At 73.0% G+C, this 14,676-nt stretch carries 13 protein-coding genes; 7 read left to right on the forward strand and 6 right to left on the reverse strand.

Going from position 1 to position 14,676, the window contains the following annotated elements:
* Positions 1-90: 90 nt before the first annotated feature.
* Positions 91-543 carry a 30S ribosome-binding factor RbfA gene (gene rbfA, locus DB033_RS03915; RefSeq protein ID WP_111765539.1) on the forward strand — a complete coding sequence of 151 codons (453 nt, stop codon included), beginning with the start codon at positions 91-93 and terminating at the stop codon, positions 541-543.
* 113 nt (positions 544-656) lie between these two features.
* On the opposite strand, the gene DB033_RS03920 is transcribed toward rbfA, so the two are convergent.
* The 6 genes from DB033_RS03920 to DB033_RS03945 all read right to left on the reverse strand — a co-directional run bounded on the left by DB033_RS03920 (position 657) and on the right by DB033_RS03945 (position 7,000).
* The gene (locus DB033_RS03920; RefSeq protein ID WP_157970496.1) at positions 657-1,610 is read right to left on the reverse strand and encodes an SGNH/GDSL hydrolase family protein; all 954 of its coding nucleotides are present in this window, start codon (positions 1,608-1,610) and stop codon (positions 657-659) included.
* Positions 1,611-1,618: 8 nt separating this feature from the next.
* Positions 1,619-2,443 (reverse strand): carbohydrate ABC transporter permease, encoded by an 825-nt coding sequence (locus tag DB033_RS03925; RefSeq protein WP_111765541.1) that lies wholly within the window; start codon positions 2,441-2,443, stop codon positions 1,619-1,621.
* Positions 2,440-3,393 carry a carbohydrate ABC transporter permease gene (locus tag DB033_RS03930; protein WP_111765542.1) on the reverse strand — a complete coding sequence of 318 codons (954 nt, stop codon included), beginning with the start codon at positions 3,391-3,393 and terminating at the stop codon, positions 2,440-2,442. The genes DB033_RS03925 and DB033_RS03930 overlap by 4 nt, the downstream gene beginning before the upstream one ends.
* A 6-nt stretch (positions 3,394-3,399) precedes the next feature.
* Entirely contained in the window at positions 3,400-4,800 is a 1,401-nt protein-coding gene (locus DB033_RS03935; RefSeq protein WP_111765543.1) for an ABC transporter substrate-binding protein, read from the reverse strand.
* Positions 4,801-4,867: 67 nt separating this feature from the next.
* On the reverse strand, positions 4,868-5,824 hold the full coding sequence (locus tag DB033_RS03940) for an alpha/beta hydrolase (RefSeq protein ID WP_111765544.1): 957 nt from the start codon (positions 5,822-5,824) through the stop codon (positions 4,868-4,870).
* Between the two features lie 183 nt (positions 5,825-6,007).
* Positions 6,008-7,000 (reverse strand): LacI family DNA-binding transcriptional regulator, encoded by a 993-nt coding sequence (locus DB033_RS03945; RefSeq protein ID WP_111765545.1) that lies wholly within the window; start codon positions 6,998-7,000, stop codon positions 6,008-6,010.
* Positions 7,001-7,452: 452 nt separating this feature from the next.
* On the opposite strand from DB033_RS03945, the gene DB033_RS03950 reads away from it, so the two are divergent.
* The 6 genes from DB033_RS03950 (at position 7,453) to DB033_RS03975 (ending at position 14,533) form a co-directional block, all read left to right on the forward strand.
* Entirely contained in the window at positions 7,453-8,439 is a 987-nt protein-coding gene (locus tag DB033_RS03950) for a DHH family phosphoesterase (protein WP_111765546.1), read from the forward strand.
* Positions 8,436-9,785 (forward strand): MFS transporter, encoded by a 1,350-nt coding sequence (locus DB033_RS03955; protein ID WP_111765547.1) that lies wholly within the window; start codon positions 8,436-8,438, stop codon positions 9,783-9,785. Before DB033_RS03950 ends, DB033_RS03955 begins: the two co-directional genes overlap by 4 nt.
* Positions 9,758-10,711: a tRNA pseudouridine(55) synthase TruB gene (gene truB / locus DB033_RS03960; RefSeq protein WP_111767218.1), complete on the forward strand. Its 954-nt coding sequence runs from the start codon at positions 9,758-9,760 to the stop codon at positions 10,709-10,711. Before DB033_RS03955 ends, truB begins: the two co-directional genes overlap by 28 nt.
* Positions 10,712-10,724: 13 nt before the next feature.
* A complete protein-coding gene (locus DB033_RS03965) occupies positions 10,725-11,666 on the forward strand; it encodes a bifunctional riboflavin kinase/FAD synthetase (protein WP_111765548.1) in 942 nt (313 codons plus the stop codon).
* Positions 11,667-11,698: 32 nt separating this feature from the next.
* Positions 11,699-13,327, forward strand: a complete 1,629-nt coding sequence (gene sppA / locus DB033_RS03970) for a signal peptide peptidase SppA (protein ID WP_111765549.1) — start codon at positions 11,699-11,701, stop codon at positions 13,325-13,327.
* 423 nt (positions 13,328-13,750) lie between these two features.
* A complete protein-coding gene (locus DB033_RS03975) occupies positions 13,751-14,533 on the forward strand; it encodes a serine hydrolase (RefSeq protein WP_111765550.1) in 783 nt (260 codons plus the stop codon).
* Positions 14,534-14,676: the final 143 nt, after the last annotated feature.

Below are 14,676 nucleotides of genomic sequence, written 5' to 3' on the forward strand. Positions count from 1 at the left end.
TACCCCTGACCGTGGGGGCCCCCCGGGGCTCCCACGGTCGTCTCGACTCCGTCGCCTGCCGGCGACGGACCTATCCGCATGAGGTGAACCATGGCTGATTCGGCCCGCGCCAGGAGACTGGCCAAGCGCATCGTCGCGATCGTGGCGACCGAGCTCGAGCACTCCGTGAAGGACCCGCGGCTGGCGATGATCACCATCACCGCCGCGACCGTCACCCCGGATCTGCGTGACGCGACCGTGTACTACACGGTGTACGGCGCCGACGAGGACGTCGAGTCCACCGGAATCGCCCTGAAGAGCGCCCTCGGGGTGCTCCGCAGCGCGGTGGGCCGGGAGACCGGCATCAAGTTCACCCCGACCCTGACCTTCGTGCTGGACAAGGTGCCCGACACCGCCCGCGCGATGGACGAGCTGCTGAACGCCGCGAAGTCGGCGGACGCCGCGGTGGCCGCGCAGGCGGCCCACGCCGCGTACGCCGGTGACCCGGATCCGTACAAGAAGCCGCCGGTCGTCGATCCCGACGACGCGCGGTTCTCCGCCTGACCCGCAGCCGACGACGAGGCGCCGCTCCCACCGGGGGCGGCGCCTCGTGCGTTCTGCGGCATGGCCGGCACCGACGGGCCGTCGCGCGACGGCCTGCCGGAGCCGGCGATGGCTCAGTCGGCGGCGGCGGTCGGACCCGCCGCGGCGTCGACGGCGTCCCCAGGGTGGCCGGCGCCTCCCGCGTCGCGGCCGTCCCCGAACTCCCGGTCGTCGGCCGCGTCGACCGAGCGGCCGGCGGTGGTCGACCGGGACAACCCGGCGGCGATCGTCGCGGCCGTGAGGCGCTGTCCGTACGCGCTGAGGTGGACCCCGTCCGGGTCCAGCCAGGTGCGGTCGGGTTGCCGGCGCAGCACCCGGTGCAGGTCGATGTGATCCACTGCCACGTCCCGGACCTGCGCGGCCACGGCGTCCAGCTCGGCGGCGGCCCACCGCACGGTCTCCCCGGCGAACGACCGGTCGATCGACGCCTGGTCGCCGGGGGGCGGGGTGATGAAGACCGCCCGCGCGTGCAGGGTGCCGCGGATCAGGTCGTCGAGCACCCGGAGGTTGCGCTGGGTCTCCGAGGGGGTGACCATCCGGTGGTCGGTCGACCGGCCGTGCCGCCGGGCGTCGTTGGTCCCGAGCAGGACCAGCACGTGCGTCGGACGGAACGCCTCCAGCAGGTCGAACCGTTCCAGCGCGTCGGCGGTGGTGTCACCACTGAGCCCCAGGTTGTGCGTGGCCACCCCCGGGTACCCGGCCAGCCGCATGGTGTGGGTGAGCAGCTCGAACCACCCCAACCGGTCGGCGGTGAGCGAGTCACCGAGCGCGGCGACACGGTCGCCGCCGTGGAACGGCAACCGCCGCAACGCCGCCTGGTAGGCCGGGTCGGCCAGCAGCGTCGCCGCCCCGTCGTGGGCCCGCGACCGCAGGCCGTGCCGGCGGCGGCGCACCTCGTCGGTGCTGTCCACCAGGATCTCGGCCAGGATGCGGTCGTGCAGCTCACCGCTGACCGGGAACCGGTCGAGCAGCGGCCACCGCTCGGGCCGGGTGTAGCGGACGAAGCGGGTCCGTTCGTCGTCGGTCATCGGGCCGGTCATCCCTTGAGCGCGCCCTGCAGCAGGGCCGCGGTGAACTGCCGTTGGAAGATGACGAAGACCAGCACGGTGGGGGCCAGGATCAGCAGCGACCCCGCGCACAGCAGGGGGATGTCGGTGCCGTACTGGCCCTGGAAGGCGCCGAGGGCACCGGCCATCGTCCGCTTCGCCGGATCGTCCACCAGCACGATCGCCAGCAGGAACTGGTTCCACGTCCACAGGAACAGCAGGATGCCCAGCGCGGAGATGGCCGGCCGGGCCAGCGGCACGTGCACCTTCCAGAACAGCTGCCAGGTGGTGGCGCCGTCGATGCGGGCCGCCTCGGACAGGTCGTCGGGCATGCCGGCGAAATGGGCCCGCATCCAGATGACCGAGAACGGCATGAAGAGACCCAGCAGCGGCAGGATGATCGCCCACCGGGTGTTCAGCAGTCCCATGTCGCGGACCTGGTAGTACAGCGGCGTGATGATGCCCTCGAACGGCAGCGTCAGTCCGAGGACGAAGGCGAAGAAGCCGACCCGGTGTCCGGTGACCCGGAGATGGCCGAACGCGAACCCGGCCATCGTCCCCATGACCAGCGCCGCCGGGACCACACCCAGCACGATCAGCCCACTGGACCACAGCAGCGCCCCCATGTTCGCGGCGGTGAAGGCCTTCCCGAAGTTGCTCCACTGCGGGTCGTCGGGCCACTCGACCCCCGACGGGTAGGTGCCCGACGGGTGCAGCGCGGTGACCAGCAGGCTGAGGAACGGCACGATGGTGAAGGCCATCAGCAGGACCAGCAGGACGCGCCCGGTCCAGGCCTCGCTCTTGGTGACGATCATGCGTTCGGGTCCTTGGCGAGTCGCTGGATGGGAACGACGACGACCAGCACCAGCACCACGAGCGCGACCGCCAGGGCCGACGCGGCACCGATCCGCCGTTCGGAGAAGGCCAGGTAGAAGATCTGCAGACCGGGCACCATCGTGGTGCCGCCGGGGCCGCCCTGGGTCGAGATGTAGATGATGTCGAAGCTGGCGAGCGCGGCGATCACGGTCAGAGTGATGCAGACCCCGATCTCGGCCCGCAGGTTCGGAAGCGTGATCGAGAAGAACTCCCGCACGGAGCCGGCGCCGTCGATCCGGGCGGCCTCGTACTGCCCGGGGTCGATCTTGCTCATCCCGGCCAGCAGCAGCAGGGTGCACAGGCCCAGCAGCACCCAGGCCCCGATGATGCCGACGGCCGGCAGCGCGGTGTCGAAGTCACCCAGCCAGGCGCGGGTGGTGCCGCCGAGACCCACGAGGTCCAGCAGCTGGTTCACCAGGCCCTTGGTCGACAGCAGCCACGTCCAGATGATGCCGGCCGAGACGAGCGGGATGACCTGCGGCAGGAACAGCACCGTCCGGGCCACCACGGCGAGCCGGCTCTGCGCGATCCGCCGGATGGTCGCGGCCACGAGCAGGCCGAGGAACACCGGGATGAAGCTGAAGAACACGATCAGCTTGAAGGCGTTGAGGATGGACCCGTACAGCTCGGGATCGGCGAAGATCCGCCGGTAGTTGTCCAGCCCGACGAAGGTCGAGGCCCCGATGCCGTTCCACTGGTAGAAGGAGTACTGCAACGTCAGCAGCAGGGGCCGCAGCACGAACACGGCGTACACCAGCAAGGCCGGTGCGGCGAACAGCCAGCCCAGCAGCGCGCCGGGGCGCCGCGCTCGGGGAGCGCGGCGCCTCCGGACGGACTCGGCCGGCGGTGGCTCGGTTCCGGTGCGGACCGGTGCGAGGGGGCTGGCCATGACCGGTCAGTTGCCCTGGTCGGCCACGTAGTCGGCCTGGACCGTGCTGAGCAGTCCCTCGGGGGTCTGCTGGCCGGCGACCAGCGACTGCAGCTGCGGGGTCCAGCTCTTGGCATAGATGGAACCGTTGGCGTTGGCGATGAAGTCCATCGAACCGTTGTCGGCGACGACCTTCGCGCCGGCCTCCAGCGTCTCGGCGGTGACGGTGCCCTCGGCGACAGCCGGCATGTACGCGTCGGCCGGCCCCATCGGGTGCGAACCACCGACGGTCACGCCGATGTCACGTGCCTTCTCGTCGGTCGCCACCCAGTTCAGGAAGAACGCGGCGCAGTCGGCGTGCTCGGCGTTGGCGGCGATGCCGTAGGTCAGCGGCGCCGACATCGCGGCCTGAGCGCCGCCGGCCTCGACCGGCGGGGTCAGGAAGAAGCCGACGTTGCCCGGCATCTGCTTGTCCAGGTTCCCGGACTCCCAGTCGCCGTCGAAGATGAACAGGCTCTCGCCGCCGATGAAGCGGCTCATCATCGTGGCGTAGTCCATGGCGTTGACGTCCGAGGCGAAGTAGCCGGCGTCGATCCACTTCTTCAGGTGCTGTGCGGCCTGGAGGTTCTCGGGGGTGTCGATGCTGGCGCCGGACTTGTTGAAGATCCAGTCGTTGATGTCGGTGGGGGAGCCGTACACCGCCATCAGGTTCTGCAGCGGGAAGGCCAGGCCCCCGGTGGCGCCGCCGTTGAACTGGGCGATCGGCGTGATGCCGGCGTCCTTGGCCTTCTGCAGGTCCGCGTCGAACTCGGCCAGCGTGGTCGGCGGCGCGGTGATGCCGGCCTTGGCTGCGAGCTCCTTGTTGTAGAACACGCCGGTCATGCTGAAGTTCAGGCCCATCGCGAGCAGCGGACCGTCGCCACGGGTGCCGTCCTCGGCCACCCGTAGCTGCGACAACTGCGACGCCGGCCACTGGTCCCAACCGAACGAGGTGGCGTAGTCGTCGAGATTCTTCAGCAGGCCGTCCTTGGCCAACGACGACAGCTGCGGAAGCCGGATCAGGTCGGGCGGGCTGTCGGCCAGGGTGCGGGCGGCGTTCTGGGTGATGACGGCGAACTGGTCCTCGCGGATGTCCCAGGTGACGTTGGGGAACTGCTTGGTGAACTCGGTGGTCAGGTCCTTCGGCAGCGGGAACCCGGTCTCGAAGTAGGCCTTCATGGTGACGGGGTCGCTGCCGCAGTCCACCGCGGCGGCCGCCGCGGTGCCGCTCCCGGAGGCGGCCGACGACGGGGCGGTGCTGCTGGACGACGAGGTGGTCGAGGCGCCGGGGGCCGAGCAGCCGGCGACGGCGAGCACGCCGCCCAGGGCCAGGGCGGTCAGGACCGATCCGGGGGTGCCGGCACGACGCCGGCGCAGTGCTGTGGACATGCGAACTCCTCGGGATGGGGGAAGCGCCGGTGGTCGGGGTCCGTCCGCCGGGTGGTGGGTGAGGGGGTCAGGCCCCGGGGGCCCGGTGGTGCGCCTGTCGGAGGGCGTCGAGCAGGTGCGCCCGCCACTGCCGGGCCGGTTCCCAGCGGCCGGTGAGAGCCAGGGAGCCGTGGACGGCCCCGGGTTGGCGACGGCAGACGACCGGCACGCCGGCGTCCCGCAGCCGTTCGGCGTATCGCTCGCCCTCGTGGCGCAGCGGGTCGAACTCCGCGGTCAGGATGTGCGCCGGCGGCAGGCCGCGCAGGTCGGTCGCGAGCAGCGGCGACGCGTACGGCGACGTCGGATCGGCCGGCGCCGGCAGGTAGAGGTCGACGGTGACGGCCATGTCGGCGACGCTGATGCCGTGGTCGTCGCCGACACCGGAGGCCACCATCGATGAGAGCGTCAGGTCCAGCGCCGGGACTTCGAGCAGTTGCAGAGCCAGCGGCGGCCCGCCGCGGTCGCGGACGGCGAGGGTGACCGCGGCGGCGAGGTTCGCACCCGCCGAGACCCCGCCGATCGTGAGTACCGACGGGTCGCCGCCCAGGGACGCCGCGTGCTCGTGGGCCCACAGCAACGCGCGGTAGCAGTCCTCGACCGGCGTGGGGAAGGGATGCTCCGGCGCCAGCCGGTAGTCCACGGCGACCACCACGCAGTCGGCGCCGGTGCTGCGTTCCCGGCAGGTGGCGTCCACGACCAGCTCGTCGACGGACCCGAGCCAGAAGCCGCCGCCGTGGATGAACACGTGCACGGGCAGCGGCGCGGCGGCGTGCGGGCGGTAGACCCGGACGCGGATCGCCCCACCGGGCTGATCGACGACGTGGTCGGTCACCGAGGCGACGTCCGGGGCCGGTTCACCGAAGCGGCGGAAGATCTCGTCGGACGCGTCGAGGATGGCCCGGCGGCGGTCGGCCACCGGGGTCCCGGACGCTCCGGCATCGGGCTTGAAGGCGAGGAACTCCGCCACCGGTGCGTCGAGCGTCATGACGAACTCCTCCGTGGCGTCGGCGACGTCGCCCGGGGCGGGCGGCCGCGCCGGGACGTTTCCCGCAGCGGAACTCTCACGTCGTTGTGCCGCAAGCAAACCCCGACCGGGACCGCACTGTCAAGTGGTTTAGTAGAAGCACTTTTATCGGCCGGACAGCGGGGACGCCAGGCGCGCCGGGGGTCAGGTCGTGGAGCGGGGGACGAGTTCGACGTCGAGCATGGTCGTGGTGCGGACACTGCTGCGGCCGTCGTTGCGCAGCAGGAGGTCGACCGCCGCCCGGCCGGACTCCTCGAAGGGTTGCCGGACCGTCGTCAGATCGGCGGCGGCGGCCGACTCACCGTCGTCGAAGCCCATCACGGCGAGGTCCTCGGGCACCCGCAGCCCGCGGTCGCGCGCGGCCAGCAGCACACCGACGGCCAGCAGGTCGTGGTGGGCCATCACCGCGGTCGGGCGGTCGGGCCGGTCCAGCAGCTGGCCGGCCGCCACCCGGGCGCCGGCCACGGAGTTGTCGCTGGCGGCGATGAGGACCGGGTCCGGCCCGGCACCCGCCATCACCTCACGGAAACCGGCGAGCCGCTTGATCGCCTGCGACTCGTAGTCGGCGACCTGGCGCTCGAGAAGGTAGCCGCACCGGGTGTGGCCCCGTTCGACGAGATGCCGGGCGGCGATCCGGCCGCCGTCCACGTCGTCGACGAGAACCCGTGAGAAGAAGTCACTCTCGGCGTCCACCGCCACCGTCGGCAGGCCGCGCCGGTGGAACCGCTCGGCGATGCCGTGCTCGATGTCCAGGCCCATCACGATGAGACCGTCCAGACGTCCGTGGATCGGCATGCTGGCCAGCGTCGGGGACGACGTGGACGCGGCGGACTCGTGGTCGTAGACGACGACCTCCATACCCCCCGCGCCGGCCGCGCCGATGACGCCGGACAGCCGGCGCAGGAACGACGCGTAGGACGTGAACGGCGCCATGACGCCGATCCGCCCCGTGCCCTTGCGGGCGAGGTCGGCGGCGGCGACCTTGGGTACGAACCCGAGTTCGTCCGCCGCCGCGAGCACCCGCCGCCGCGTCTCTGCGCTGACCCGGTCGGGCTTGTTGACCGCGTTGGACACCGTCGAGATGCTCACGCCGGCACGCTCGGCCACCTCGTAGATGGTGATGCGATCAGCGTGCACGTCGACCGTTCTCGTCCCCGGCCGCCGGACGGCAGCTCCTCTTCGGTGAAAGTCCCTCGGTCAGAGGATAGGTGTCGGCGTCGGCGGATGGACGCGCCGTGCGGCGCGCTCCGACGAGCGCTGGTCCTGGCTGACTCCGCGGACCGCACCCGGTCGTTGCAACGGTGTCCCCGGGCCGCGTCGTCAGCGACCGGGTGCTCCAGCGGGTGCATCCCGGTCCGCCGGCAGCCCGGCCCGTCCGGTAGTGGGGGTGCGGAGCCGGGAGGCGACCGGCCCGCCCGCGAACGCATCCGTGCCTCCGTCGCAGGCGCGGCCGTCCCGGTCCGGGTGCGGGTGGCCGCGGTCGGGGTGGGCCTCGTGGACCGGCTCCGATCCGAGGTGGGCACCGGGCGACGATCTTCGTCACGTCCTCGACGAACCGGAGCCGAACGGCGAGGAACTACGCTGAACAGATGAGTGCCGCCCCCCTTTTCTCCACGGCGGCACCCGTGCACCACGTGGCGGAACGCATCACCGCGGCCCGCTCGGTGCTCATCCTCTCCCACGTCAACCCCGACGCCGACACCCTGGGCAGCGCACTCGCGCTGGGCCTGGCACTGGATGCCCGGGGCACTTCCGTCGAGGTCGCGTTCGACGAGCCCGCCGTCCCGGAGTCCCTCGCCGCCCTGCCCGGGCAGCACCTCGTCACCCGGGATCCGTCCCGCACCGCGGACCTCGTCGTCTGCGTCGACGTCGCCTCGTCCGGGCGGCTCGGTGGACTGGTCGACATCCTGGAGACGGCCCGCGACAGCATCGTCATCGACCACCACGCCAGCAACCTCGGCTTCGGCCGGCTGAACTGGATCGACCCGCACGCCGAAGCCACGGTGGTGATGATCGCGGCGCTGCTCGACGAGCTCGGCTGCCCGCTCACCACCGAGATCGCCACCGACCTGTACGCGGGCCTGGCCACCGACACGGTCAACTTCCGCTTCGCCAGTCCCGCCGGACACCGGCTCGCCGCCCGGCTCCTCGAGGCCGGCGTCGTCGCCGACGAGGTGCTGCGGCCGATCTCCGACACCCATCCGTTCGGCTGGCTGACCATGCTCGGCACCGTGCTCACCGCCGCCGTCCTGGACCCGGCCGGCGCCCGCGGTCTCGGCCAGGTCGTGGTCAGGATCCCGCTCGAGACCGCCGCCGGGCTGCGCCGCGAGGAGCTCGACGCGGTGATCGACATCGTCCGGACCAGCGCCGAGGCCGAGGTCGCGGTGGTCGCCAAGCAGACCGACGACGACGTCTGGCAGGTGTCGTTGCGCTCACACGGCGCGTTGGACGTCGCCGAGGTCGCCGTCCGCTGCGGGGGTGGCGGGCATCCGCGCGCGGCCGGCTACACCTTCGTCGGCAGCGGCGCGGCGTTGACGGCCCAACTCGACAGCGCGTGGAACGTCCCTCTGACGTGAGCACCGACATCAGCCGCCGCGCATGGGCCGTCTGGGGCATCGGCGCCGGTGTCTACATGCTGGCGGTGTTCAACCGCAGCACCCTCGGCGTGGCCGGTCCGGACGCCTTGACCCGTTTCGGCATCGAGTCCGCGGCGCTGGGCATCTTCATCACCCTGCAGCTGGCCGTCTACGCCGGGATGCAGGTGCCCGCCGGCATCCTCATCGACCGGTTCGGCCCCCGCCGGATGCTGCTGACCGCCGCCCTCGTCATGGCCGTCGGTCAGCTCGGTTTCGCCTTCGCGCCGAACTACCCGCTGGCGCTGGTCTCCCGCGGCATCCTCGGCTGCGGCGACGCGATGACCTACGTCAGCGTGCTGCGGCTCATCTCGGCCTGGTTCCCCGGCCGCCGCTACCCGCTGCTGACCTCGTTCTCCGGGTTCTTCGGCGTCGTCGGCAACGTTGCGGCCACCGTCCCGCTGGCCGCCCTGCTGCCGATCTGGGGGTGGGTGCCGACGTTCTCGCTGGCCGGCGGACTGTGCCTGGTGTACGCGCTGGTGCTGGTGCGCAAGGGCACCGAACCGCCGCCGTACCTGGCCCAGGCCGCCCCGGCCGAGGCCGTCCGGGGCCGGCAGCTGGCCGGCGAGGTGTCGAGGTCGTTCCGGGAGCCCGGTGGCCGGCTCGGCTTCTGGGTGCACTTCACCACCATGAGCGGCTCCGCGGTGTTCACCGTGCTGTGGGGTTTCCCGTACCTGACCGCGGCGCTGGGTTACTCCCGCGGTCTGGCGTCCAGCCTGCTGCTGCTGACCGTCGTGGCGCAGTGCCTGTTCTCGGTGTCGCTGGGCACCCTGCTCGGCCGGCGGCCGTCCATCCGGGTGCCGGTGGCGTTCGGGGTGAGCATCCTCAACCTGGCGATCTGGGGGCTGCTCATCGGCTGGCCGGGTGGGCATCCGCCCCTCGGGGTGATCGTCGTGATGATGGTGCTGCTGGCCGTCGGTGGCCCGTCGTCGATGGTCGGCTTCCTGCTCGCGCGTGACTACAACCCGCGGCACCGGATCTCCACCGCCACCGGACTGGTCAACTCCGGCGGCTGGATCGCCACCCTGACCGGGGTGCTGCTGGTCGGCCAGATCCTCGACATCGTCGAGCCCGGACCGGTGAAGACCACCACCGGCTACCGCTGGGCGTTCGTGGCGATCCTGCTGCTCACCGCCTTCGGTCTGTACCGGCTCACGGTCTGGTGGCTGCGGGTCCGCCGGCAGCTGCTGGAGTTGCAGGCGGCCGGCGGCCACGGCCCCATCGAGGTGCACCCGCACCGCTTCGACCGCCACGTCGGCGGATCCACCCCTACCGGAGGCACCCCCTGATCCCCGGCCTGCTGCTGGTCGACAAGCCCACCGGGCCCACCTCGCACGACATCGTCGGGCGCGGCCGCCGGGTGCTCGGCACCCGCCGGGTGGGTCACGCGGGCACCCTCGACCCGCTCGCGTCCGGCCTGCTGGTCCTCGGGGTGGAACGTGGCACCAAGCTCCTCGGACACCTCGCGTTGAAGGACAAGTCCTACCTCGCGACCATCCGGCTCGGGCAGGCCACCACCACCGACGACGCCCAGGGCGACGTCGTGAGCAGCACGGACGCGACCGCGGTCGGCGACGACGCCCTCGCCGCCGGGATCGCCGCGCTCACCGGTGACCTGATGCAGGTGCCCAGCTCGGTGTCGGCGATCAAGGTCGACGGCAAGCGCGCCTACGACCTGGTCCGGTCGGGTGCGACGGTGACGCTGGCCGCACGGCCGGTCACCGTCAGCCGGTTCGACGTCCTCGCGATCCGTCGCGGCGCGGAGGTCGGCACCGACACCGGCGGCGGGCCCACCGGCACGCGCGTGGTGGACGTGGACGTGATGGTGGACTGCACCACCGGTACCTACATCCGGGCCCTGGCGCGCGACCTCGGGACCGCTCTCGGGGTCGGGGCGCACCTGACCGCGCTGCGCCGCACCCGGATCGGTCCGTTCGGCGTGGGCGGTGCGCTGGATCTGTGGTCCATGGGGGCGGACGACCGCGACACCGCGCACGCCGCGATCCTGCCGGCCCCACGGGCCGCCGAGCTCTCGTTCCCGATCCGCCGGGCGTCGGCCGACGAGGCCCGCGATCTGTCCTACGGGCGTCCGCTGGCGGCGGCGGGAATCAACGGCACCTACGCGGTGCTGGACACTGCAGGAGAACTGCTCGCACTGCTGGCCGAGGACGGCGAGCGGGCGAAGCCCGTGCTGGTGTGGCACGCGGCGAGCTGAGGAGGAGTCGACGGTGCAGCGCTGGCGAGGCGTGGACGAGGTACCCACCGGGTGGGGGCGCTGTGTGCTCACCGTCGGGGTGTTCGACGGGCTGCACCGGGGTCACCAGAAGATCGTCGGTGCCGCCGTGGACAGAGCCCGGGCGCTGGGCCTGCCGGCCGTGATGATGACGTTCGACCCGCACCCCGCCGAGGTCATCCGGCCCGGCAGTCATCCGGCCGAGCTGACGCCGCTGCGCCGCCGCGCCGAGCTCGCCGAGGGTCTCGGGGTGGACGTGTTCTGTGCGTTCCCCTTCACCGGTGCGGTCGCCGCGACCTCGCCGGAGAGCTTCGTGCACGAGGTGCTGGTCGAGAGGCTCTTCGTCGCCGAGGTCATCGTCGGACACGACTTCCGGTTCGGGCACAAGGGAGCCGGGACGGTGGCGTTGCTGCAGGACCTGGGGGAGCGCTGGGGGTTCCGGGCCGAGGGTGTGGAGCTGCTGTCCGAGGGTGCCTCGAAGATCTCCTCCACCTACGTGCGGGCCTGTGTGGCCGCCGGTGACGTCACCGCCGCGGCCGCCGCGCTGGGCCGGCCGCACCGGGTCGAGGGCGTCGTCGTGCACGGTGACGGGCGCGGCACCGGCCTGGGCATCCCCACCGCCAACCTGGACACCACCCCGCACGCCGCCATCCCCGCCGACGGTGTCTACGCCGCCTGGCTGCAGGTCGGCACCCGCCGGTCACCCGCCGCGGTGTCGGTCGGCACCAACCCGACCTTCGAGGGCAAGGAACGTCGGATCGAGGCGTTCGCGTTGGACGGTGGCGGCAACTTCTACGGTCGCCGGGTGGCCATCGACTTCGTCGAGCGGTTGCGCGGGATGTGGAAGTTCGAGTCGGCCGAGCTCATGATGGCCGAGATCGACCGCGACATCTCGCGCACGCACGCCATTCTCGGCACGTCCCCGGTCGAGGCCTGACCGCCCGTCAGCGTGCTGTCTACGGTGGGGTGATGTCCTACCTGCCGGGTCGACGACCCCTGCTGCTGCTGGAGCTCGACCTCACCCGCGCGCCGGCGGAGTCCGGTGGTGACGGTGTGCTCGGCCGGCTCGCCGGGCGCGCCGGCCACCAGCTCCGACCGGCCCTGCGGGCGCTGCACGAGGCGGCCGACTACCCCCGGGTGGGTGGACTCATCGCGAAGGTCGGCGGCCCGCTGCCGTGGGCGGTGATGCAGGAGCTGCGGCTCGCCGTCCGTGCGTTCGCGGCCGGCGGCAAGCCGACGGTGGCGTGGGCCGAGAGTTTCGGTGAGGGCACCGGCGACACCGCCGGGTACGTCCTGGCGACCGCGTTCGACCGGATCTGGCTGCAGCCCGGCGGCGGGCTCGGCCTGCTCGGGGTCGGCATCGAGACCACGTTCGTCAGGGGCGCACTCGACCGGCTCGGCGTCGAGCCGCAGCTCGAGCAACGCCGGGAGTTCAAGAACGCCGCCGATCAGGTCCTGCGGACGGAGTTCACCGAGGCGCACCGCACCGCGTCCGATCGGCTCGCGGAGTCGCTGTTCGACGGCGGCGTCGCGATGATCGCCGCCGGCCGCGGGATGGCCCCGTCGCGGGTGCGGGAGCTGACCGACACCGGCCCGCGGACCGCCGCGGAGGCGCTCGACGTCCGGCTGGTCGACGAGCTGGGGTACCGCGACCAGGCGTACGCGGCGATCCGCGCCACCATCGGCAGGCCCAGCGAGCTGCTCTTCGCCGACCGCTGGCGTCCCCGTCGGCGGCTCCGCCTGCCGGCCCGCTCCCGCAGGCACGTGGCGCTGGTGGACATCCGCGGCGGCATCGTCTCCGGCCGCTCCCGCCGCACCCCGATGGGCCGTCAGGTCGGCAGCGACTCGGTGTCCGCCGCCCTGCGGGCCGCCACCGACAGTGCGCAGGTCGCCGCGGTGGTGCTGCACGTCGACTCGCCCGGCGGGTCCGCGGTGGCCTCGGAGACCATCTGGCGCGAGGTGTGCCGGGTCCGCGAGGCCGGCAAGCCGGTGATCGTGTCGATGGGATCCGCCGCCGCGTCCGGCGGCTACTACGTCGCCTGTCCCGCCGACGTCATCGTCGCGCTGCCCGCGACGCTCACCGGGTCCATCGGCGTGTTCGGCGGAAAGGTGGTGCTGCGGGCACTTCTCAACCGGCTCGGGGTCAACACCGGGTCCGTCGAGCACGGGTCCCGGTCGCTGATGTTCTCGTCCCGCCGCGGTTTCACCGACGACGAACGCGAGCGTCTGGCCGCTGCGGTGGACGCCGTCTACGACGATTTCGTCGGCAAGGTCGCGCAGGCCCGCGGCCGCACCGTCGCCGAGATCGACGAGATCGCGCGCGGCCGGGTCTGGACCGGAAGCGACGCGCTCGGGGTCGGCCTGGTGGACGAGCTCGGTGGGTTGCGTGACGCCGTCCGGATCGCCCGCGAGCGGGCCGGTCTGCCCGACGACGCACCGGTGCGGCGGGCCGGCCGGATCAGCCCGCTGGCCCGGCTCGGGCGGCCGACCAACAGTGAGGACCCGCGGGCGGTGCTGGGCGGCCTGCCGCAGCTCGGGACCGCGCTCCGGATGCCGACCGGTGCGCAGCTGGTGATGCCGTCCATCACCATCCGGTAGCGGTCTGGGGTCGATGCGACCGACGGGGTCGACGGGGCCGACGGGGTCGACGGGGTCGACGCGGTCGGTGGCGCCGGTCCCCGTCCGGGACGATGACGATCCGCGAGGCCGGTGGTCGGGGCGTGGGTCCCCGACGCCCGGCCGGTGGGGTCGTCGACCGTCCGGGGAGTCGGCCGCGTGCGGCCCCCGGGAGAGACGTCCGGGCGGCGACCGGGCGGGGTCGGGCAGCTGTGGCGGTAGGCCGGCCGACAGCCGGACCGCACCCCGACCGATGTCGGCGAGGAGCGTGCAGGGCCGGGCGCCGCCGTGGCCCGTCGGGGCCCGGGGGGAGCGGTGCGGTGCCGGCACGGCGCCGCCACCTGGACCAGCCGGCACCTCCACGGATGGACCGTGCCCGGTGGGTCGGCTCGCTACGCTCGGACGATGTCCGACCTGCGGTGGTCCGTGGCCCTCGTCGACGCCGACACCGGGGCCGCGATCCGTTCGCAGGACGGGGATCTGGTCGCGCGGACGGCGGGTGTCGGCACGCTGCTGCTGCTCACCACGGCCGCCCGGTTGATCGTCACCGGTCGGCTGTCGCCGGCCGAGCGGCTGCGGCGCACCGCGGCCGACACCGCCGGCGGCTCCGGGATCTGGCAGCACCTGGCCGTCGACGAGCTCGCCGTCCGCGATCTCTGTCAGCTGGTCGGCTCGGCCGGCGACAACCTCGCGACCAACGTGCTGCTGCGCCGGGTGGGTCTGGAGACGGTGCGTGAGACCGCCGCCCTGCTGGAGCTCCGTGACACCGCGCTGCTCGACCGGGTCCGCGACCACCGCGGTCCGGACGATCCGGCCACGCCGTCCACCGGCACCGCGGTCGAGCTGGCCCGGCTGATGGCCGCGATGGCGGTCCGCCGCCTGATCGACCCCGACGTCTCGCAGCTGATGCTCGGCTGGCTGGCCGACCGGTCGGACCTGTCGATGGTGCCCGCCGGCTGGGGATGGGACCCGTTGGCGCACACCGCCCGCGGCGCGCCGGTCCGGCTGCACCACACGACCGGCGTCGACGCCGGCGTCCGCTGCGACGTCGGGGTCGTCGTCGGCCCCTGGCGCACCGTCGCCTACGCCGTGCTCGCCGACTGGGACCCGGCCGGCCCGGACCGGCTCCCGGAGGTGCTGGCCGGGATGCGTGACGTCGGCGGGGAACTCCGCGCCCTCGTCTTCTGACCCCGGCCGCGCCCGCGCCCGGCACCCGGCTGTTCCTCCGGCCGCGGCACGCGGCAGCAGGCCCCGGCAGGTCCCACGCGCGCGGAGCCGGCCCCGGCCGTGCCGTTCACCCGGCCGCACCGCGCCCGGCCGCCGGCCCCGGC

This window comes from Nakamurella deserti, from assembly GCF_003260015.1.
GTDB lineage: Bacteria > Actinomycetota > Actinomycetes > Mycobacteriales > Nakamurellaceae > Nakamurella > Nakamurella deserti.